This window comes from Hymenobacter sp. AT01-02 (assembly GCF_000961955.2).
In the GTDB taxonomy this organism is placed as follows: Bacteria; Bacteroidota; Bacteroidia; order Cytophagales; family Hymenobacteraceae; genus Hymenobacter; species Hymenobacter mucosus.
In genome coordinates this window covers 1-21,481 of record NZ_JZIR02000028.1, presented here as the reverse complement: position 1 = coordinate 21,481, position 21,481 = coordinate 1, and the positions used below count along the sequence as shown (strand labels likewise).

The following is a 21,481-nucleotide window of genomic DNA, read 5'->3' as shown; positions in this document are numbered from 1 at the left end:
TCGTGCCATGAGTTCTATTAGCTACCGTCAGCTAGCGCGCCGATTGCGCTATGTGCAAAATGCTTACACTACCGCCCGTCAAGAGTGTCAAGCGGCCGAACAGCAATTAATTGAGCTATACACCCGCTCACAAGCTGCCGCCGCCCAAGCGGCGGCTCTCTCCCATACCGTAAATACCGCCCTACTTGCCGAAGATGAGCAGGGTATCATCACGCTGCTGAATACGCGGTGCTGTGAGCTGCTACTACTACCTCAGCCCAGCACCACGTATATCGGCCAACCGAGTTCAGTGCTGTTACAAGACTTGGCCGCTGTTTTCCGAGAACCAGAGCGTTTTCGGGAGGACCGGGCACTTATTACCCGTAGCCGAGAGCGGGTAAGCGGCCAGCTATATACCCTGCAAAATGGCACCGTTTTGCAGCAAGACTACCTACCAGTAGTGCAGAATGGCCGCACGGTGCTGCACATTTGGAGCTACGAGGATGTAACGCTGCACCAGCAGGCCCAAGAACGCGTGCAAGAGCTTTCGCAACTCGCGGAGCAGAGCCCTCAGCCTATTATTCGCTACGATGCTATGGGGGAAGCGCGCTACGCGAATCCTGCCGCCGCTCGCGCCCTACATGCTTTGGAGCAACCCTCGGAGGCTGATGTGCGCCAGGTATTGCGTCAGGAAATAGCGCGGGCCCTGCAAGCGGGGCAGCCCCACACCTTTGAGCAGCGGCTGGATGGTGGCTTCTATATGTGGACGGTAGCGCCCCTAGGTACTACCGATGGTGTGAACGTGTACCTGACTGATATTACTCTTCGTCGACAGGCTGAAGCCGAATTAGTTCGTAGTCAACTGTTTACTTCTCGCCTCAATGACACGGTACCCAATATCGTGTTCTTGTACGACATGAGTACGGCTAGCGTAGTCTACTGTAACCGGCAGGGTGAGCTGTTGCTAGGCTACACTGAGGCCGATATTGTGGGCATGGGGTCAACCATAGCCGAAAGAATTCTGCACCCTCATGACTTGGAAACAATGCGCCGCCGATACGGGCTGTTTCAGGTGCTGGAGGATGGGCAAGTACTAAGCATCGAATACCGGATGCGCCACAAAAACGGTAGCTGGCGTTGGATGAGCTTGAAGACGACCTCCTTCATGCGTCATCCAGACGGGCAAGCCTGGCAAATCATTGGCTCTGCTTCTGATGTAACCGAACGCCGACATGCCGAGGAGCAACTGCGACAGAGCCGGATGCTGATGGAGCGCGTCACCAACACGACGCCTAACCTTATCTACATCTTCGATATCGATAAGCAAGCCAACGTGTACTACAACCGCTACGTGGAAACCATGCTGGGCTACACCGAGGCGGAAGCCCTGGAACTAGGCGACAGGTTTATTACCCGCATGATTCCGCCGGGCGAGGTACGCCGTTTGCGGCGGCACCTTGCCGAAGTGGCCAGCGCCGCCGATGGCGAAGTGCTGACCATGGAATTTTTCCTGCACCACCGCAATGGCTCCGTGCGCTGGCTGCGCGTAAACAACACCCCCTTCGAACGGGACACGCAAGGCAGGGTACGTCAGATTGTGGGCTCGGCCGAGGACATAACGCGGTGGAAGGTAGCCGATGAACAACGGCGCTCCGCCAACCGCCGGCTGGCCGAGCAGAACCGTTTGTTCCGCCAGGTAATTGACACTGTTCCGAACCTGATCTACCTGAAGGACCAGCATAGCAACTACGTACTGGCCAATCAGGCAACGGCGCAGCTGTACAGCATGAGCACCGACGAGCTGGTGCATACCCCCATCGAGGAACTGCAAAAGGTCTTCCCCGATTTGGAGCGCTACCGCCGGCACGACGAACAAGTGCTTCGGACTCAACAAGAAATGACGCAGGAGGAAACCTTCTCGCCTGGCGACGACAATGTACGCTGGTTTTACAGCACCAAGCGCCCCTTCCTGCTGGCCGATGGTACCGTGCAGGTATTAGGGGTTGATAATGACATTACGGCCCTGAAATGCTCGGAACAAGCCTTGCAGAGAGCCAAGGAGGTAGCCGAAGAAAATGCGCAGGCCCGTCAGACGTTCCTGACCAATATGAGCCACGAAATCCGCACGCCCATGAATGGTATTCTAGGCCTAGCGGAGTTGCTCACGAAAACTACCTTAAACGAGCAGCAGCAGCAGTACCTAACACATATTCAGAACTCGGCTGAACATCTGCTAGTCATCATCAACGATATTCTCGATATGGCTCAGCTAGGAGCTGGCCGTATCCGTTTGGAGTCCCTGCCCTTCGACCTCAACGAAGTATTGCGCAGTAGTTGCCAGTCGCTGATGCACAAGGCCACTGAAAAGGGCATTACGTTGCGCTTACAGCTCCCCCCTGCCGATGTGTCTACGTGGGTGCTGGGTGACCCTCACCGCTTGCGGCAGGTACTGTTAAACTTGCTGAATAATGCCGTGAAATTCACGGAAAAAGGCCATGTGTTACTCACGTGCCAGCGGGTGAGTGCTCCGGGCGCCGAGCCCCAGTTCCAATTTACGGTACTAGATACAGGCATTGGTATTTCGTCGGCTCAGTTGCAGCAAATGTTTGAGCCCTTTGCGCAGGCGTCGGCCAGCACCGCCCGTGAGTACGGCGGCTCTGGACTTGGATTAAGCATTTCGCAGGGGCTGGTGGAGCTTCTGGGCGGTGAGCTTTCGGCTGAGAGTCGCCTGCACCACGGCAGCACCTTCCGCTTTACGCTGCCTTTTGGCGTGCCTACCACTGGGCCAGGCCAACAGGTAGAAGAACCGCAGCCCGAGTATGGGGCCCTGCCGAACTGCCGCGTATTGCTAGCCGAAGACAACGCCGTCAACCAACTGCTAGTGCAGGCTATGCTGGAGCGCTGGGGCGTGCATGTAGACACGGCCTCCTCGGGCCCCGAAGCCCTTAAGCTATTCCGCCTCCACCGCTACGATGTCATTCTGATGGATATTCAGATGCCGGGATTGGATGGAGTAGCTACTACGCGTCTGCTACGGGAACACCCAGATTCGGCGCGGGCTGCTACCCCAGTAGTGGCGCTTACAGCCCACGCCATGCAAGGGGAAGAAGAGCGCTACCTACAGGCGGGCCTCGATGCCTACCTGTCGAAACCCTTCCGCCAGCAGGACTTATTCCGGTTGATTAAAAACCTACTGAGCGGTCGGCCGACGGCCACGGTACCTCAACCTGCTGCGGCTTCTGCTCCACTCACTCCACCGTCGTTCCTACTTACTCCCGCTGCTCCAACGGACGCTCCACTCTATGATTTGAGCAATCTGTTACGGAGTACCGACGCGGCCTTTGTGCGTCGAATGGCCCACTTGTTCATCACCACTACCCCGCCCATCGTAGCAGATCTGGAAATGCACCTTGCCGCCGAGAACCGGGAGCGGATAGCAGCTACGGCTCACCACCTCAAAAGCTCTACGGATAGCTTGCGCATTCAGTCCCTGCACGGCCCACTCCGGCGGCTAGAAACGACACATGCCGAAACAGGAGCACCTACTTGGGATGAAATCAAGCAACTAGTGGGCCTAGTGCGCCAGAAGCTTGACGCGGTGATAGTAGGTCTGCTGGAGGAATTCCCAATGTCGTAACCAACAGCATAAATAGATGGAAACGGCCGCGAATCCTCGCCTGACGGGTACTATCGTGATTGGGGCGGGGCAAAGTGGGTTAGCAGCAGCTTACTACCTGCAGCAGCACAACCAACCTTTTTTGGTGCTTGATGAGCGTGCTGCTACCGGCGACGTATGGGCTGCCCGCTTCAAGGCGCTGCGCTTGTTTTCCCCTACCTGGCCAGTGCCTTGCCGGGGTTACCCTGGCCCAAAGCTGCCCACTACTACCCAACGAAGGACGAAGCAGCGGCGTACTTACAGCAGTACGCCGCTCACTTTCAGCTTCCCATTGTACACAATCAGCGGGTGGTGCACGTGCAGCTTATGCCCTCTAGTAGCTACCAGGTGCATACAGCTACGGGAACCTGCTACCAAGCACAGCGCGTCATTGTGTGTACAGGCCCTTACTCTGCACCGGCGCGTCCTTCCTTTGCCGATGACCTTCCTCCTACCGTGCAGCAGCTGCATAGTAGCGGGTACCACCAACCGGCCGATTTGAGAGGGCACGGACCGGTGGCTGTTGTAGGAAGTGGTAACTCAGCCTTACAAATTGCCGCCGACGTAGCCGAAACCGGCCGGCCGGTGTACGTGGCCTTTGATGAGCATACGCCTGCCATGCCCAACAATACAGCAATGTGGGTTTTTCTTACTGCTACGGGCTTTATGCGTGTACCTGGGCACACAGTATTGGGCCGCCACCTGCGCAATAGCCCCGAGCCTGTGGTGAGCCAAGACTTGCACCGCTTACAGCAGTTTCCACACGCGCACTTTATTGGGCGAGGGCAGTCGGCCACAGCTGCTGGGGAATTATTAGGCGTCCATCATACTACGCCTCCCTTAGATGCGGTGGTATGGGCTACTGGATTTCGGCCGGCGTTCAATTGGCTGCAAATTCCGGGGAGCATGAATGAGCGGGGTGAGCCGTACCACTTCCGGGGTTTGTCTCCCGTGAAAGGACTAGCCTTCTTGGGGTTACCCTGGCTTCACAACCGCCGCTCGGCCCTTATGGGCGGCGCGGGCCCCGATGCGCGCCATGTAGTGAAAGAATTGCTGAAAAGCACATAATTATACTGAAACTACCCTGAGCTAATCGAAGTTATAGAAACAAGCAACGCCCGGTATACCAACGTTTAGTATCCGCACGTTGATTCTTCTCTGTTTCTAATCCCTTTTGTATGACTCTGTTGATCTTCTTCGGCATTCTGCTGGCTACTGCCCTGCTTGCTTTCGATACAATAAACAACGTAAAGGAGATGCTCACGCCAGCTCCTGTTCGTGCTAACAACGGCCGCTAGGCTTTTGCAACGCTCTTTTCTGAAGCCCTTCTGCTCCGCGGAGGGGCTTTTTTGTGCTCAGCATCCTACCTATACTTAGTGTCGGCGCAGAAAGCAGACATACGATCATACAAGGCACGTATGCGCACAAAAAAGCAGCCTTGCGGCTGCTTCTTGCAGTATCTCTCAGGGTTGAAATCAACGAATAACAAGCTTACGCATTTCGCTAGAGCTGTCGGACTCAAGCTTCACGTAATATAGTCCGCTTGTGAATTTGCTTAAATCTAGGCTTTTGGTGTACCGGTCGCTTAGTTCGGTAAGCGTTTCGCGGTACATCACGGAGCCAATTACGTTCAGGATTCGTAACTCAAGCTTACGCCCCTCAAATCCATTGATGGCAATGTGCACAATGCCCGTGCTTGGGTTAGGATAGACTAGCAAAGCCTTATCCTCACTCGAAGGACGAGATTTGGTGCCGCTCAGTTGAGCCTTAGCCTCCGAGACCGGACCGTGCAAGGGCCCGAAAGCCAGCAATGCAAGCAAAAGAAAGAAGCGTAGGAGTTTCATCATAAGACCTCGTAAAGCAATAAGATAGGGTCAGTACCTGGAACAATACCAAATAACGTTATGCAACGATTTAGGTTGACAAAGGTAGCAAGGTATTTTAATTGCGACATTGGAATATAACGCATCTTCGATAAACAAAAGCCTTTTCAGCTCTTTTTCACCCATTTACCCGACGAAACAAGTTGGACGTTGTCATTATTGGAGGTGGCTTGGCAGGGCTTTGTGCTGCTCTCGATTTGCGCCAGCGCGGCCATGCCGTAACGCTGTTGGAGCGGCGTAGCTACCCCTTTCATCGGGTGTGTGGCGAGTATATTTCCAATGAGGTGCTACCCTACCTACGACGGCTGGGGGTAGCGGTAGCCGCTTTGCAACCGGCGGCGCTGTCGCGCTTTCAGTTGAGTTCCCCGGCGGGTCGTACGTTGGGCGTTCCGTTGGCACTTGGGGGCTTTGGCGTAAGCCGCTACCAGCTCGACCACTACCTCTACAAGCTAGCAGAAGCCCGCGGTGTCGATGTGCGCCAGGGCACCACGGCCACCGACGTTGCCTTCGATGCATCCCAGGACCAGCACCGTGTAACGCTAGCCGACGGCAGCCACCTACTAGCCCGGGTGGTACTGGGGGCCTATGGCAAACGCAGCACGCTAGACCGACAGCTCCAACGCTCGTTTTTTCAGCAACGCTCGCCTTACCTAGGTGTGAAGTACCACCTGCGCTACGATCAAGCAAAGGACCTCATTGCCCTGCACAACTTCGCCGATGGCTACGCCGGAATTTCAGCAATTGAGGATGACAAGTATTGTTTCTGCTACCTCACCACGCGCAACAACCTGAAAGCGTACGGCACTATTCCGCAGCTAGAGCAGCAGGTATTGGCCCGCAACCCCTTTTTGGCCCGCATCTTTCAGGAAGCTGAGTTTTTGTATGCGCAGCCTGAGGTAATCAACGAAATTTCTTTTGCTCCCAAGCAAGCCGTGGAGCAGCACGTGCTTATGTGTGGCGATGCCGCTGGCTTGATTACGCCGCTGTGCGGCAACGGCATGGCAATGGCTATTCATGGCGCTAGCCTAGCTGCCGACTGTGCCCACGCCTTTCTGGCCGGCCAATACACGCGTGTTGCGCTAGAAGCAGCTTACCAGCGTACGTGGCAACGGCACTTTGGGCCGCGCCTACAGGTAGGACGCACCGTACAGAACTTATTTGGGCGGCCTGTTCTAAGTGAAGTAGTAGTTGGTAGCCTGCGCTACTGGCCCGCGGCAGTGCGTGCGTTGGTGCGCGGTACTCACGGCACAGCCTGGTAATACTGCCGCGGGGCGGCTAGCAACTTATATAGCTGTAAAAATTTGATTTACAGTTACTACACACGCCTAACCCACAAACAAACGCACGTGCATGTCGGCGTAGTTAACCGGTAACCAAACTACTTTCTTAACATGATTTTGCCCTTTCATAAACAGGACAGCGCTCCGGACGGATTTTGCGTAAACTGCAAATAATGACCAGCTACCTCTGCGCCATTGGCACGGCCAATCCGCCCCACCGTATTCCGCAACCCCAGATTGCCACTTTTATGGCGGGCGCTCTGCAACTCGACGAAGCTGCTACCCGCAAACTGCACGCCCTGTACCGAGTTTCGGGTATCGGGCACCGATATACTGTATTGCCCGACTATGGCCGCGCAAACGGCGACTACGAGTTTTTCCCGAATACTCCCGGGTTAGAGCCATTTCCCAGCGTAGGACAGCGCATGGCGCAATACCGCCAGCATGCCTTACCCCTTTCCGTACAGGCAGCGCAGGCCTGCTTAAGGCAGTTGCCTGAGGTCCGCACCGACACAATCACACACTTGGTTACCGTGAGCTGTACTGGCATGTATGCGCCAGGGCTTGATATAGAGCTTGTAGCGGCCCTTGGGTTGAACCCAAACGTGCAGCGTACCTGTGTAAACTTTATGGGCTGCTACGCGGCCGTAAATGCGCTTAAGCTAGCAGATGCTTTTTGCCGGGCCGATGCTAACGCTCGTGTGCTACTGGTGTGTACGGAGCTGTGCACGCTCCATTTTCAGAAAAGCCAGGAAGACGACCACTTGGTTTCCAACGCGTTATTCGGTGATGGCTCGGCAGCGGCACTAGTGCAAGGACGGCCGGCTCAGCAGGGCAACAGCTTGGCACTGGAAGCTTTTCACTGCGGACTAGAGCCCGATGGCCAGCAGGATATGGCGTGGCACATCAACAATTTTGGCTTCGAGATGACGCTGTCCTCCTATGTGCCGCGGCTCATTCAGCGGGGTATTCGGCGGCTTACCGAGCAGCTGCTAGCCAACTTGCCCGTGCATCTAGCCGACGTAAAGGCCTTTGCCATTCATCCGGGCGGGCGCAAGATTTTGGAAACCATTGAGGAAGCACTAGAGTTGAGTACGCACGACAACCGCTACGCCTACCAAGTGCTGCGCGACTACGGCAATATGTCGTCGGCCACGGTGTTATTTGTGCTGCAGGAACTGCTCCGTAATCTTACTCCCGCCGATACTGGTGCGCCCGTCCTTAGCTTTGCTTTTGGCCCGGGACTCACCCTCGAAGCCATGCTCTTAAAAGTAGTATCGGCTATGCCAGCCAGCCAATACGCTGCTGAAAACCAGCAAGTAACGGAAGAAGCTCTTTCAGTGTAGATTATACTCTGGGCCCGGCTGCGTGCTTTCCCTTTTACCCTGTTTGACGCTTACCTAATGCCCGACTTGCGCCACCGTGCCACGGAAGAAGAGCTGATGGACGACCTCACGCTGGCCTCCGACGCATTGCGCCGTAACCTCGATGAACTCGAAACTATTAACACATGGTTGGGAGGGTACGCGCCCGTACTGGATGCCTTAGAGCGGTTGCGGCCACAGTTCCCCCTGGGTCGGCCGCTACGCCTAGCCGATTTGGGTAGTGGCGGCGGCGATACGCTTCGTCAAATAGCCCGCTGGGCACGGCGGCAAGGATTAGCTGTAGAGCTGGTTGGCATTGATGCTAACGCGTTTATGCTGGATTACGCAGCTAGCAAAAGCCCCGACTACCCCGAAATCAGTTACCAGCAGGCCGACATTTTTGCGCCACCGTTTCAGCAGCAACAGTTTGACGTAGTGACAGCCAGCCTGTTTTGCCATCATTTCTCCGATGTAGCCCTTACGCAGCTGCTACGCCAATGGCCCCAGCAGGCTGCTCTAGCTGTTATCATCAACGATTTACACCGTCACTACCTGGCTTATCATAGCATCCGGTGGCTTACCAAGCTATTGGGTGGCTCTTACTTGGTTCAGAACGACGCACCGCTGTCGGTAGCCCGGGCTTTCTCACGCGCAGAATGGCAACAGTTGCTGGCCGCCGCTGGGGTGGCGCAGTACTCATTGCGCTGGCGTTGGGCCTTCCGCTGGCAGCTAGTACTGCCGGGTACCTCAAGGCAGCCGTGACCAAGGCACTAGTGCCAGCGGTTCTTTGCGTTTCACTAGCTTACGCCCACAGGTCGGCGGCAATGCGGAAGGTATTGACGTGAGCATCTACAATATCGGCAATGCGAGGAGAGTAGCCCCCACCCATGCACACGACCACTGGCAGCCCCGCTTGGTGGCAGGCAGCCAGCACTAGCAAGTCGCGCTGACGGCAGCCTTCTCGGGTGAGAGCTAGATGTCCGAGCTTGTCGGTAGCTAGCACATCTACTCCGCTGAGGTAAAAGACAAAGTCGGGCTGTTGCTCGGCCAGCAGGCGCGGCAACGTTTGCCCCAGTAACGACAAATAAGTTGCGTCATCGGTGTTGTCGGGCAGGGGCAAATCCAACGAGGAGTGCTCCTTGCGGTGCGGGTAGTTGCGGGCACCATGCATACTGAACGTGAACACGCGCGGCTCGTGCTCGAAAATAGCCGCAGTACCGTTGCCCTGGTGCACATCCAAATCCACGATGAGAATGCGCCGTACGCCTAGCTCGGCGTGAGCAAGCAAGTAGTTGGCAGCGGCAGCTTGGTCGTTGAGCAAGCAAAACCCCTCACCCCGGTCGCGGAAAGCATGATGGGTACCCCCCGCAATATTGAGGGCTACCCCGTGCTGCAAGGCCCGCCGGGCACACTCCAGCGTACCGCCCAGAATAGTTACCTCGCGCTCAATCAGCTGTGGGCTCCACGGAAAGCCCGTGGCTCGCTCTTCGTGGCGGGTAAGCTCGCCGTGGCACAGGCGTCGGTAGTAATCGGGGTCGTGCGTGAGCAGGATGCTTGCATCAGGCGGAGGCTGGGGCGTGAAGAAAGCACTGGCAGGTACAATGCCTTCGCGTAGCAACTGCTCAGGCAGCAGTTCGTACTTCAGCATCGGAAAGCGGTGGTTGGCCGGCAGCGGGTGGACATACAAGGGCGCCCAGGCAATAGAAAGCATACGCCCCGAACCTACGCAAGTCAGCCAAGAAAGTAGAATACCCTTGCTGCTGAACACAAAAATAACCGCCTGGATGGGCGGTTACTTCCGGATTCGGGGGTGGCTTTGTAGTGGGGCGTACTGGGCTCGAACCAGTGACCCCTACCTTGTCGAGGTAGTGCTCTGAACCAACTGAGCTAACGCCCCTCGTAAAGCCATGCTGGCGGCGGCCGTAAAGAGCCAAAGATATACTTATAGCAGACAAATATACAGGGTATCGTTGTGCAAAATTTAGGCTTTAAGCCGGCTTATCCTGTAACCTTCTGACAGAACGCTAGTATAGCGCCTTACCGATGCTTCCCTCCCGTTCTGGCAAGCTATTCCCTTCATCTGCCTCATCGTTTCCGCTCCATGAAAAAAGCAGCACTTCTACTCTCTTTCTGCGCTCTGAGCGCCGCCGCCACTGCCCAAACTGAAGGCTCGCGCGTAAGTGGCATCCGTTCCTCTACGGACTATGCGCCGGGCTCCGGCAGCAGCGATTCGCGCAATAATGGCTTTGGTATCAAAGGCGGTCTGAACTGGTCACAAATCCACGGCGACGACAAGGACAACTACGACAACCTGGGCAGCTACCGCAACTTCCACGCGGGGGTATATGCCCAGTTTGGCTTCAACGACAAATTCTCCATCCAGCCGGAAGTACTGTACTCACGCCAAGGCTTCGAGGGAAGCTCTGCATCCCGTTCCAACACGAACACTTACTTCACTCGCCTCGATTACATTCAGGTGCCCGTGCTGCTGGTGTACAACATTGTTGATAACGTAAGCGTGCACGTAGGCCCTCAGGTGTCGCTGCTGACAAAAGTGCGCGAAGCTGGGCAGGAGCGCAAGATTGCTAACGAAGACAACCTGTACGACTACAGCTACAACAGCCTCGACTACGGCCTTTCTGCTGGTTTAGAAGGCCGTATCGGTCCGGCCCGTGTGGGTGGCCGCTACACGGCTGGTTTTGCCGATGTTATTAAGGATCCAAAAAATACGGCGGCCCAGTCGCTGGCAAATATCAAAAACGGCGCCTTCCAGGTGTATGTAGGTATTGGCATCTCCAACTAACCCTACCGCCCACTAGTTTGTATCAAAAGGAAGCCCTAGTGGCTTCCTTTTGTGCTTTAGCTCCCTGCCACGCCTAGCGCACTTCTCGTTACTACCCGCTACCTATGATTGATCTTGCCGACCTGCCGCTTATTAATCACGCTCGCGAGCTGCTGGTCGAGCGAGGTATGGGGGTGTTGGGCACGTGGGCCCTGCTGAACTTGGTGGTAAGCGGCTACTATGTGAAACGCACCGATGCCCGTACGGAAGCGCACCACTTCCACCTCATGAACGTGGCGTGGAATGTGGTGAACACGCTGCTTGCTACCTGGGGCATTCTGCAAGCCCACCCCAACCAAGTCACTACCCTCACTCTGGCAGAAAGCCTGGCGGCGCAATTTACCTTCGAGAAGATTTTAGTGCTTAACGTGGGCCTCGATGCCGCCTACTTGTGCGTAGGTAGCTGGCTGCGGGCCCAGGCGAGTTCCGCAGCCCAACGCCCCGAGCGTCTACTGGGGTTTGGGAGGTCTCTGTGGGTGCAGGGCGGGTTCCTGCTCTTGTTTGATGCTGGTTCATACCTAGTGTACCACCAATACGCGGCGGACTTGCTAGCCCTGCTACCCCAATAAAAAACGCCCCGCTGACAACTGAAGCCAGCGGGGCGTTTTTGCCCGGTATTGGTAGGACTTAAGCGTGCGTAGGCTCCTTCACCAGCGCCTCTTTAATTTTGTCGTTGAAGGCCGGAAGATCTTGGGGGTTGCGGCTGGTGATAATATTTCCATCTACTACCACTGTTTCGTCTACCCAGTTACCACCGGCATTCTTGATGTCGGTTTTGAGGCTGGGCCAGCTGGTAAGCTGCTTACCGCGCACCACGTTGGCTTCAATCAGCGTCCAGGGGCCGTGGCAGATGGCTGCTACGGGTTTGCCAGAGCGCACAAACTCGCCAATAAAGCTTACTACCTCTGGCTTGGTACGCAGCACATCAGGATTGATTTGACCACCTGGCAGCACTAGGGCATCATAGTCGGCTACCTTCACGTCGCCAATTACTTTATCCACATCTACGCTGTCGCCCCAGTCTTTTTCGTCCCACCCTTTGATGGAACCGCTTTTAAGCGAAATCACATGGGTTTCGGCGCCTTCGCCTTCCAGAAATTTCTTGGGTTTCTCGAGTTCCGATTGCTCAAACCCGTCGGTGGCTACAATGGCTATTTTTTTGCCCTTGAGGGCGTCGCTGCTGAAGAGACTCATGTTAGGTTGTCGTTATAAAACGTACTACAAGTGAAAAGCCGATGCCACTCGTAGGGGCATCGGCTTTTCTTTAACGAGAGGAAAAACGAGGTGTTCAGCCAATACGTCTCTTCCGGCTTATAAAATTTCGGGTTTAGCTGTTGAGCTAGTCTTCGTGCTCGGCCCGCTCGCGCTTGAGCTGCTTGCGGAGCCGGTGTACTCGCTCGTCGAAGCCATCGGGGTCATAGCTTACCTCTTCCACATCCAGTTTCTCCAGCATATCCATCAGCGCATCGGAGTGCTCAGTACGAGTACCTTGGGGCACGCGCACAAAGGCCATTTCTGACCACAGCACCGACTTAAGACGTAGGCCATCTTCGCTCAGCATTTGCATCTCTACTACCAGGTTAGAGTTGTCGAAGTGAATCAACTGGGTCCGGATGCGCACTAGCTCGGCGTGGTTGGCTGGCCGCAGGTAGGCAATGTGGTGCTTGGTAATTACCCAGCCCGCTCCCGACTCACGCGCCAGCTCGCCCAGGTTGAGGGCGTAGTGCTGAATGGTGTGCTCCTCCCGCGCATTCAAAAAATAGTCGAGGTAGCGGGCATTGTTGAGGTGCCCAAGCATGTCACAATCTTGAAACAGAATGCGGTGGATGGTTTCGGGGGTGCGCACCAAAGACGAAGAAGCCATGGAAGGGGAAATTGAGTGGGAAACAAAGGTGCACCTCAAAGCTGAAAACTACGGGCTAACTACTTGGCGGCCGTAGCTTGCGCTGGCAGGGCAGGTAGCAGATAGCTGTCGGCTACTATTTGGTGCGGGGCTGGTTTGCGGGCATCGGTAGGCGTATCGAACACGACCAGAACGTGCTCATTATCCAGCACTGCCATGCCCTCGGCTTTATCTTGTCCTGCCGTGGGCCCAGACCCGTGCGGTACATCAAACAAGCGAATAAGCTTTTTGTCGTCAATGAGGCTGTCTTGAGGGCAGCGTAGCGCATCAGGCCAGCAGTACACCGCAATAGTGCCATCTAAGTCCATGGTGGGGCCGGCTAGGAGTAGCAAGTCGGCGCCCCGCTGGCGTAGCTCGCGCAGGCCCATGCCACCCAGGCTTAGAAAGTGCTTTTTATAATACTTGTGCGTGGCGCCCGTAAGTGGCTGCAAGCGTAGCCGGCCATGCTTGTCTTCTCCCAGCAACACTTCTAACACAATAGCCCACCCGCGCAGCACAGGCCCGCGCAAGCCGATAAACAACCGCCCATCTGGCGCAGCCGCCAAGCCTTCAATATCGAAGCCGTTGTCTTTGCCAGGAATTGCCAGAAAAGGATTAAGGTGGGGATCTTCGGCCAGCACATCCAACAGTTCGTTGGAGGTGCTGGTGCGGTGGAGCTGGGCCGCCCGCAGAACGCGTGTAGGGTCGGTGGGATGGGGCGCCTCCCGGTGCAGCTCATAGTCGCCGGTTTGCGCGTTCAGCAGTAGCGGCACCCGGGCCAGGAGGTAGCGGTTGGCTTCCTGCTTTACTTCGGCTAACCGGGCAATCTGCGCGGCTTCATCTTTTTCCTCCGGCTTTGGCTTTTTACGCTTGCGGCTGTGTGAGCCCACAATCCAGAGGTAGTGGTCGGCTTCCGCGAGGCCCTCAATGTCAATTTCTTCTTCCGCGCCAGAAGGCAGGTCCAGCAGGGTGGTCAGTGCGTAGGAGCAATGCTGCCCGTATTCGTGCGGGCCAGTGCGGCGTAGTCGCTCAATGCTGGTACGCTCGTCACAGCTCACCCATAGGTTGTCGCCCGTACGCAGAATGGTAGACAGGCCATCACGTACGTGTTTGCCAGCTGCGTTGAGGCTGAGCTTGGAGGTAAAGTGCAAGTGAACAGGAGCGCGGCGCATGAGTAGGGGCGTAAAATGGCAGGCCCCTACCAACGACCATCAGCAGCAGAAGGTTATAGCTCGGCGTTCAGTTACATGCCTGCCGTTGTGCTTCTAAACGCCGTACTATGTTCTTTACCACCTGCTCATCCGTCGTGTACAGGGGTAGTGATATGGTAGCGCTACGGCTATTCTGATGGCGCTCAAACACTATTTCGTAATGCCGCGGCTCATCCTCTTCCTGCCCGGCAATCCGATAAGACAGCTTGGTTATTTGGGGCCACTCAAAGCCCATCTTCAGTTCAAACAAGCTCTCATCTACCTTTACCGCCCATTCCGACGTGCCTTTGCTTACGCTCACGACCACCGGGCGGGACAGTCCAGTATCGGTCTGCTGGTCTCGAATGATTTGCTGAACGTGGCAGCCGTTCATCGTCATGAGCACTTGCTGCTGGGGTTTGGCCGGGTTGCGCATCAGCTCGTTGAGCTGCCGGGACAAGGTTACTTGGCTGGGAGTTGGGGAATTTTGGGCAGCAGCTTCCTTAGCGAAGGCCAAGCCACTAAGCAGTAGTAGAATCCGTTTCATAGCAAATACACGTAGAGAATGACGGGCGCCATGCCCGTTTGCTGGTGTAGATGGCTATGAATATCAGAGGGTTGCCTGGAACTAGAAAATCAAATTCTATTTAGAGCATCACTTATAGCACGGGCCTACCAAGTGCCTTATTTACCCCCCTTACGCGACTGCATTTGCGCTTGTACCTGGCGCTGCTTGGCCTTAAGCTGCTGGTACTGGGCAGGGGTGAGCACCTGCTGTAGTTCCTTATCAGAAGCAGCATTAATGCGCTTCAACTCTGTCATCATAGCTGGCCGGTTGGCAGCGTACTGACGCTGGGCGGCATTGGCTTGCTCTGCTGTCGAAGTAAAAATGGCCCGCACCTTCGTACGCTGGTCGTTGGTCAGTTTAAGTTCTTCCGTGAGCACGTCGGTCAGGTCGCGCGCGGCGCGCGACTCCACCACGGGCGCAGGCGTTGCCACCGACTTGGCTTCGGGAATAGAGGCGTTGTGACGGCGGGCACAGCCGGCAGCCAGAGAAGTTATACAAGCTAAAATGAGCAATGGGCGGGCAGCAGACATAGGGCAAAGGAGATATGGGTACGCCCCGCATACGCGAAAACCACACCACACGGTTATCCACAGCTTGTGTGCTGCTTCCTGCCAGCCTGCATGGGCATCAACTTGCTACTAGCACTTTCCGGGCTATAGGTTTGCTGTTTTTCAGGTGCTGGGCGGTATGATGTGCCAGCGCCATAATGGTAAGCATGGGGTTTACGCCACTACAAGCTGGAAAGACCGAAGCGTCGGCAATGAACAGATTGCCAACTTCGTATAGCTCACCGGTGGGGCTGGTAGGGTGGGTACCCGCATTGCCCCCCATGCGGCAGGTACTCATCTGGTGGGCGCTATACAAGCTGTACTGATTGGGCTTCCAACTTAGTTGTGGTAGCTGATCAAGCACCTCAGGGTTGTACAGGGTGCCGTTTGTGGCGTGCAGGGTAGGCAGGGTGCCGTGGGGCAGCAACACGGTATGCGCACCAGCCGCCACGTGGATAGCAGCAGCAGCCCGCACACCTTGCAACATATGGTTGCGGTCAAAGTCGCTGAGTACGTAATCGATTAGGGGCGTTCCGTACCTATCTACCGTCACGCGCCCACCATCTCGGTCGCGGGTGAGCACAATGAAAGAGCCCAGATGGGCAGCCTGCCGCATAAGCTCCTTGTGTTGAGCACCCGAACGCCAGGGCAGCACCATGGCCATCAGTCCCGCGTGGGCTGGCGGGGTTTCTAGCTTCACCCCAAAGTTGGTACCCTCCATCATAGTGAAGCAGTCGTTTACGACCGACATCATGGGGCCGTGCCAAGCATCGATGCGATTGGGGTACAGTCCAGATACAACTACCGTAGGATGCAGGTGCAAATGCTGCCCAATGTGGGGATGCGCAAGGCCACTACGCAGTAGCAACGCCGGCGTCTGGATGGAGCCTGCTGCCACCACCACACGACGGGCGCGCACCGTAACCCGTACCCGCTGGCCTGTTGCCATAGTGTGCACTGCTATTGCCCCGGTAGCACGGCCTTCGGCGATGGTAATGCGCTCCACTTTGGTATCGGCTAGTAGGCGCGCCCCATGGTCATAGGCTTGTTGTAGATACGTGGTGAGAGTACCTTGCTTCACGCTGTGCCGGTCGCCGAAGCAACTATAGCCCAGCCCCTGAAAATGGTCTTCGGAGTCAGTAAGACCGGTTTCGTTGCGCGGAATCAGCTTGGCTTCCTGACCCAAACGGGTAGACCCCTCCCATAAGGCTTGGTTCTGCCCATTATGGCGCGTGTAGGCGGTATTTACACTGAGGGCGCGGCTTACGGCATCGAGGCTGCGCTGAAAATCCGGCGAAGTAAAATGCGGAGCCTGATGCTCCCGGGCCCATTCTTGTAATACGTAGTCGGGGGTGCGAAAGGCGCCAGCCCAGTTGACGGTAGTACCGCCGCCTAGGCATGAGCCCGCAAGCAGGGCAATACCCCCATCCTGCGTAGTCAGCGTGCCGCGGGCATCATATAGGCGACCCAGCATGTCGGCTTCGCGTTGGGTAAAGTCGGCACCGTGGAAGTATGGTCCTTTTTCCAGCACTAGCACATCCTGCCCCGCCGCGGCTAGCTCGCCTGCTACTACGCCCCCACCAGCTCCACTGCCTATCACCAGCACCTCGCACTCATACGTCACGTCCTGCAAAGGCTGCAGGGTATTGATAGGCTTTTCGGTGGCTACTACCTCTCCCAACTGCGGACCAGGGTAGCCAATATGCTCCCACACGAAATTGCCTTGTTCGGGCGTAGAGCTACCGTAAAACAAGAACATGAACAGCTTGCGTAGCGCTTGAAAACCTTTGCGCAACTGGGGCACAGGGCTGCTGGCCCAGCTTTGCAGTAGTTGCTCGCGCTGCTTAGGATTCAGCTTGCCAAACGTCCGCCACGACTTACACCACGTCAGGCCCACTGCTGGCGTATCTAGTAAGGCCAACAATTGCAGAAATTCCTGCCGGGCTCCGGCCGGTTGGGCATCTAGCATTAACCCAATCTGCGCAATGTCAACGCCCTCCGAACCTTTACGGGCCCAAAAGGCCGCATCCTGGGCTTCATGGTCCACTACGGCGGGAATAAAAGTGTCGGCAAGCGCTTGCAGGGTAGCACGCTGAGCATCGGTGAACTGCATATGGGTGGGGCAGAAGTAGGAGCTGATGTTGTCGGAAGCCAAGTACTCGACAGTACCTAGAAAAGGTCGGCATTTTTCCTGGAAACTACTCGGCTTGCATACCAATAAATCTAAACAGTGAGTATCTGCTACTATCAGCCTGCTAGCCGCAGCCGCCTGCCTGCATACTTCCCACCACTCCATCCTAGCCCAATCTATAGACCGGGCAATACCACGCAAAAACGCTCCTTCCTCGTTAGCGAGAAAGGAGCGTCATTCTCCTCGTAGCGTGTAAGAACTTATCTAACAGATTGCTCCAACTGCCCCACCTGAGCCCGTAGTACTGCCCTCGCAATACCCAGGTTCGTATTCTGCGTACTCACCACCAGATAAATTAATCGGCTACCGTTGGTAGTAAGCTGAAGCAGATGCAACTGATTTGAGAGCGTGATAAGGATATCCTCAATCTGCTCGCCTACTAGCTGCAAGGCCGTCATGGCTTTTTGCTTCAGCTTAACCACCTCCGCATTGTGGGCCGCTGCCATGGTAGGATCGATGCCGGGCATGTTGGAGTGGGCCGCTAAGCTAGCTCCCGATTCCACATCCACCACCGCTACTGCCATTAGCCGCGGCAGCTCCGCCAATACGTTGTGCACTACCTGAGCAGCAGCCGGATCTGGCTTGGCAACTGCGGCACTGGGTTCACTTCGTCGACGGGAGGCTTTCCTGCGGTATGATTTAGGCTTCACTCATTCAAATACTAGATACAGCGGCGCGGTGGACGCCTAAAAGAAGAACCACCGTTTTTTCTGCTGCTGCTCGCGGGGCAGCAGGGTTACATTGGCCGTGTGCGAGCCTTTCACGGCTACTACTTCGTCTTGGTAGCCACCGTAGCCATATTTAAGAGCCGCAGTACCAGCGGGAACCGTCAGCACGTACTCGCCCTGGGCGTTAGTGGATACACCGCGCAAGCTGCCAGGCTGCATTACTGTGGCTCCTACTAGCGGCGCACCGTTTTCATTTAGAATCTGGCCGCGCACGGTAATCATACGCATGGCCGATGCCTCGGCGGAAGCAGCACTAGCTGCCGCCTCAACTGCTACTTCCGCAGGCAGTGCGGCGGTCGGCAAGTTTTCGGTGGGTGTGCGAGTACCCGCAAATACAAACGTACCCACCAGCACTGCCGACGCCACCAGCGTGGTAGCACGCCGACGGAAGCGCACGGGCTCGGCCCGAATGTACTGTACTTGGCGCTGCACCCAGCTCGGAGCTACGGAGGCCTCCTCAGCGGCCTGCAGTTCCTGCCAACGGGTGAGAGTAGTGTGCGCCTGGTTGTCGTCGCGGTGCAGATATGCTTCCACGGCGCGGGCCGAAGCCTTGGTTAGGTCGCCACGCAGATAGGCATCCCGGTACACGGGCAGAAGATCACCGGTCTGCGGATCGAAGGGAGAAGCCGTCAATTTCATAGGCGGGGGGGAGGGTTTAGATGAGGATTCGAGAAGAGTAATCAATACTTATTCCCACGATGCGGCCGGTTGACGGCTACTCTTCGCAGGCACGCATTACTTCGCGGGCAATGCCCAGGTTGGTGTCGCGGCAGTCCACGGCTACATAGAGAAACCGCTGCCCATCCGGCAGTAAGCGCAGGAGATGTAATTGGGATTGAAGCGTAATCAGAATTTCTTCCAACTGGTTGTCGGCATCGGGTTGCAGAGCCGCAAGAGCGAGACGTTGCTGCCGTACCACTTCGGCATTGTAGCCCATTGTTTTGCCGAGGTTGAACTCGCGGGAGGTAGTATAGCTTGCCAAGGCTTGGCCCGACTCTACTAATACGACAGCGGCTCCCAGCAACTCGGGCAAACCCGTAAGCACTTGCTGAATAACTCGCTCTGCATAAGCTTTTTCCGATCCGTTTACCGTTGAGACAATCTTGTTGACAGTCGGTCCGGCGAGTCCTTGCAAGCGTTGAAAAAAAGGAATTTGCATAGGCCTATAAAAAAGGCTGAGGCCAAAGCGCCGGGTTTGGCGCGAGGCACCAGCTACGGGCCTCCCCTTGCCGCGCGGGCGGCCACATCACATTACTATCCCAAGCAGCGTAGGGGAGGCTGGTGGTCGGCTCCCACCAGCCTACTACTATTGCCTCTTAGTTATTGAGCTCAGCTACGTGGGCACGCAGTACTTCGCGAGCAATAGCCAAGTTGGTATCGCGCGAGCTTACTACCAGGTAGATAAACTTATTGCCTGACTCCGTGAGCTTCAGCAAGTGGATCTGGTTGGAGAGCGTAATGAGGATGTCCTCGATGGATTCGCCCTGCAACTTCAGCGCCGTCATGGCCTTCTGCTTTTGCTTTACTACTTCCGTGTTGTAGGCAGCAGCCGTGTCGGGGTTGATGCCAGGGGCATTCGAGTGCGAGGCCAAGCTCATGCCGGAAGTGGCATCTACTACGGCCACGGCCATCAGGCCCGGCAGGTCGTTGAGAATCTCTTGTACTACTTTACCTGCGGGGTTGTTGACTGAATAAGCCATGATACTGAGTTAGAAAATAAGAGGAGGAAGTGAAAAATCAGTCTGCACAAGCCGTCTATTCCTCAGTCGCTTTACTCAGAACCCACGCGTTGGTCTGCTGTCTGCGACGTACAAGAAGCTTTTTAAAACTTGTGTGTAAATACTCTGTCCTGTTTGGTGCTGCTATAAACAGGACGACTTGGTTTACAAAGCTCCTTAGATTACCCTCCAGAAAAAATGACCTTCGTCAACTCTAAAAATGATTCTTGTCAAACTTTTCCCTCCGTTTCCGACGCGGGAGACCATTATGGGATACAAATAATACTATTTACTCTAACTTACTACCTATTCCTATTAAAAACAAAACTCCCCCGATGATTTGTATCACCGGGGGAGGTACGGACCCTTCTATTTTTCGGTTTTAGTGTGCTACAGAAAGCTTACACCTTACCAAAGCATAGCACTTATTTTCAGTTACTTACCTATCATACATAGACGATATATGGGCTAACCGGGCGGTATCTACTACGGTGATACGGCTGCCTTGCGTCAGCACCAGTCCGTCCTCGCGAAACTCAGAGAGGAGTCGGCTAGTGGTTTCCTTCGCAGTACCCGCCAGGGCCGCCAAATCTTCCCGTGAAATAGGAATACTGAATGGGGTATTAGCGGGGGGCTGAAATAGCTCATGCAGGAGCAGAAGGGCTTCGGCTAGCCGCTCACGCACCGGTTTATACGCCGTGTGCAGCACCTTCTCTTCAGCTTCTCCCAATGACTTGGCAAGAAGGCGCATCAAGGAATGTGAGAACTGACTGTTCTGCTCAATGAGGCTAAAAAAATCGGCGCGTGGCACGAGACACACTACGCAATCGGTGAGGGCGGTAGCAACGGTAGTGGCATTGCTACCGGTCATCAGGGCATGATAGCCTAGCACATCGCCTTCCTTAGCCAAGCGCACAATCTGTTCTTTTCCATCGGTACTCACTTTGGAAATCTTCACCTTGCCTTGGCGCACGCAGTACAACCCACCTAAGCGGTTACCCTGTTGGAAAATAATTTGCCCTTTCAAGTACGATTGGTGCAGCTTGCTTCCCGAAATCAAGGATAGCTCATTGTGCTGGCACGCACCCAACAACGATTGCCCCAAATGCGGGCAGTTCTGGCAATTCATAGGAACTGTTGGTGCTATCATACCTCGGCTGCGTAAAGATTACTGCGATACAACTATGTAGGCTCGACTAGTTCGTTTTCTGTTCTACTCCGGTCAGGAAGCGGTTAGGCAAGTATGCTACTACTTAGCGAAACACCTTTCTTATTGGTAAACATTGAAAAGTCTTATTCCAAATTCTGACCCAATTATGGTAGGCCAGCTTGTCTATTATGACTGCACAAGCCTGTTTAACCGAATAAGGCTCGTGCAAAACATCTATTATCTAGTAAAATTAACTGTTTTTTAATCCTTCCTACTCTTTTTCATTCCTACCACTATGCCAATATTCTATTGAATATGATTCAAATCGGGAATCATATTTCCATGAATAGGAATATATTTTAGCACACTGTAATTAGCTACAGCAACTAGGAGCGTTACACCTATCTAGCGTGTATTTGACAGGCTCTGTGAAGGGCACTTTCAGCTTCGTGCTTGTCCTATTTAGAGAATATTCAGCAAAAGAAAAGCTCCACTGTTGCAAC

The 21,481-nt window shown here is 55.2% G+C and carries 20 protein-coding genes, 1 tRNA gene and 1 pseudogene; 8 read left to right on the top strand and 14 right to left on the bottom strand.

The genetic code is table 11. The annotated features are described in order from the left end of the window. The first annotated feature begins 7 nt into the window (after positions 1 to 7). The 3 genes and pseudogenes from VI25_RS10885 (at position 8) to VI25_RS10880 (ending at position 4,702) form a co-directional block, all read left to right on the top strand. Positions 8 to 3,616, top strand: coding sequence for a PAS domain S-box protein (locus VI25_RS10885; RefSeq protein WP_045688892.1), 3,609 nt, complete (start codon positions 8 to 10; stop codon positions 3,614 to 3,616). Positions 3,617 to 3,632: 16 nt separating this feature from the next. Then, a pseudogene (locus VI25_RS28880) lies at positions 3,633 to 3,755 on the top strand (NAD(P)-binding protein); the annotation flags it as partial. A 71-nt stretch (positions 3,756 to 3,826) separates the two neighbouring features. Next, positions 3,827 to 4,702: a flavin-containing monooxygenase gene (locus VI25_RS10880; RefSeq protein ID WP_161806919.1), complete on the top strand. Its 876-nt coding sequence runs from the start codon at positions 3,827 to 3,829 to the stop codon at positions 4,700 to 4,702. Positions 4,703 to 5,109: 407 nt separating this feature from the next. Here the strand turns inward: VI25_RS10880 and VI25_RS10875 are convergent, their stop codons facing one another. After that, positions 5,110 to 5,481, bottom strand: coding sequence for a T9SS type A sorting domain-containing protein (locus tag VI25_RS10875; RefSeq protein ID WP_045688894.1), 372 nt, complete (start codon positions 5,479 to 5,481; stop codon positions 5,110 to 5,112). A 179-nt stretch (positions 5,482 to 5,660) separates the two neighbouring features. On the opposite strand from VI25_RS10875, the gene VI25_RS10870 reads away from it, so the two are divergent. From VI25_RS10870 to VI25_RS10860, 3 genes are all read left to right on the top strand, one after another. Next, positions 5,661 to 6,776: an NAD(P)/FAD-dependent oxidoreductase gene (locus tag VI25_RS10870; RefSeq protein ID WP_055562496.1), complete on the top strand. Its 1,116-nt coding sequence runs from the start codon at positions 5,661 to 5,663 to the stop codon at positions 6,774 to 6,776. A 194-nt stretch (positions 6,777 to 6,970) separates the two neighbouring features. Then, positions 6,971 to 8,143 (top strand): type III polyketide synthase, encoded by a 1,173-nt coding sequence (locus VI25_RS10865; RefSeq protein WP_082455491.1) that lies wholly within the window; start codon positions 6,971 to 6,973, stop codon positions 8,141 to 8,143. A 57-nt stretch (positions 8,144 to 8,200) separates the two neighbouring features. Then, complete coding sequence (locus VI25_RS10860) at positions 8,201 to 8,923, top strand: methyltransferase domain-containing protein (protein ID WP_045688895.1); 723 nt, start codon at positions 8,201 to 8,203, stop codon at positions 8,921 to 8,923. Positions 8,924 to 8,963: 40 nt separating this feature from the next. Here VI25_RS10860 and VI25_RS10855 read toward each other — a convergent pair whose 3' ends face one another. Together VI25_RS10855 and VI25_RS10850 are read right to left on the bottom strand one after the other, a co-directional pair. Further along, positions 8,964 to 9,872 carry a histone deacetylase gene (locus VI25_RS10855; RefSeq protein ID WP_045688896.1) on the bottom strand — a complete coding sequence of 303 codons (909 nt, stop codon included), beginning with the start codon at positions 9,870 to 9,872 and terminating at the stop codon, positions 8,964 to 8,966. A 111-nt stretch (positions 9,873 to 9,983) separates the two neighbouring features. Beyond that, a tRNA-Val gene (locus VI25_RS10850) sits at positions 9,984 to 10,058 on the bottom strand. A gap of 204 nt (positions 10,059 to 10,262) precedes the next feature. Here VI25_RS10850 and VI25_RS10845 point away from each other — a divergent pair. Beyond that, the gene (locus tag VI25_RS10845; RefSeq protein ID WP_052695266.1) at positions 10,263 to 10,964 is read left to right on the top strand and encodes a porin family protein; all 702 of its coding nucleotides are present in this window, start codon (positions 10,263 to 10,265) and stop codon (positions 10,962 to 10,964) included. A 104-nt stretch (positions 10,965 to 11,068) separates the two neighbouring features. Continuing rightward, positions 11,069 to 11,572: a DUF6992 family protein gene (locus VI25_RS10840; protein WP_052695267.1), complete on the top strand. Its 504-nt coding sequence runs from the start codon at positions 11,069 to 11,071 to the stop codon at positions 11,570 to 11,572. 58 nt (positions 11,573 to 11,630) lie between these two features. On the opposite strand, the gene VI25_RS10835 is transcribed toward VI25_RS10840, so the two are convergent. From VI25_RS10835 to VI25_RS10785, 11 genes are all read right to left on the bottom strand, one after another. Beyond that, positions 11,631 to 12,197, bottom strand: a complete 567-nt coding sequence (locus VI25_RS10835; protein ID WP_045688897.1) for a type 1 glutamine amidotransferase domain-containing protein — start codon at positions 12,195 to 12,197, stop codon at positions 11,631 to 11,633. A gap of 145 nt (positions 12,198 to 12,342) precedes the next feature. Then, positions 12,343 to 12,867 carry an acyl-CoA thioesterase gene (locus tag VI25_RS10830; RefSeq protein WP_045688898.1) on the bottom strand — a complete coding sequence of 175 codons (525 nt, stop codon included), beginning with the start codon at positions 12,865 to 12,867 and terminating at the stop codon, positions 12,343 to 12,345. 59 nt (positions 12,868 to 12,926) lie between these two features. Beyond that, a complete protein-coding gene (locus tag VI25_RS10825) occupies positions 12,927 to 14,057 on the bottom strand; it encodes a DUF3616 domain-containing protein (RefSeq protein WP_045688899.1) in 1,131 nt (376 codons plus the stop codon). 67 nt (positions 14,058 to 14,124) lie between these two features. Beyond that, positions 14,125 to 14,622 carry a hypothetical protein gene (locus VI25_RS10820; RefSeq protein ID WP_045688900.1) on the bottom strand — a complete coding sequence of 166 codons (498 nt, stop codon included), beginning with the start codon at positions 14,620 to 14,622 and terminating at the stop codon, positions 14,125 to 14,127. Between the two features lie 137 nt (positions 14,623 to 14,759). After that, complete coding sequence (locus VI25_RS10815; protein WP_045688901.1) at positions 14,760 to 15,173, bottom strand: hypothetical protein; 414 nt, start codon at positions 15,171 to 15,173, stop codon at positions 14,760 to 14,762. A gap of 97 nt (positions 15,174 to 15,270) precedes the next feature. Next, positions 15,271 to 17,304: an FAD-dependent oxidoreductase gene (locus tag VI25_RS10810; protein WP_045688911.1), complete on the bottom strand. Its 2,034-nt coding sequence runs from the start codon at positions 17,302 to 17,304 to the stop codon at positions 15,271 to 15,273. Positions 17,305 to 17,582: 278 nt separating this feature from the next. Then, positions 17,583 to 18,032, bottom strand: a complete 450-nt coding sequence (locus VI25_RS10805) for a hypothetical protein (protein WP_236705010.1) — start codon at positions 18,030 to 18,032, stop codon at positions 17,583 to 17,585. Between the two features lie 36 nt (positions 18,033 to 18,068). Then, the gene (locus VI25_RS10800) at positions 18,069 to 18,749 is read right to left on the bottom strand and encodes a carboxypeptidase-like regulatory domain-containing protein (RefSeq protein ID WP_045688902.1); all 681 of its coding nucleotides are present in this window, start codon (positions 18,747 to 18,749) and stop codon (positions 18,069 to 18,071) included. A 76-nt stretch (positions 18,750 to 18,825) separates the two neighbouring features. Beyond that, a complete protein-coding gene (locus tag VI25_RS10795; protein ID WP_055562495.1) occupies positions 18,826 to 19,269 on the bottom strand; it encodes a hypothetical protein in 444 nt (147 codons plus the stop codon). A gap of 157 nt (positions 19,270 to 19,426) precedes the next feature. Beyond that, complete coding sequence (locus VI25_RS10790) at positions 19,427 to 19,810, bottom strand: hypothetical protein (RefSeq protein ID WP_045688903.1); 384 nt, start codon at positions 19,808 to 19,810, stop codon at positions 19,427 to 19,429. A gap of 457 nt (positions 19,811 to 20,267) precedes the next feature. Beyond that, positions 20,268 to 20,957: a Crp/Fnr family transcriptional regulator gene (locus VI25_RS10785; RefSeq protein WP_045688904.1), complete on the bottom strand. Its 690-nt coding sequence runs from the start codon at positions 20,955 to 20,957 to the stop codon at positions 20,268 to 20,270. Positions 20,958 to 21,481: the final 524 nt, after the last annotated feature.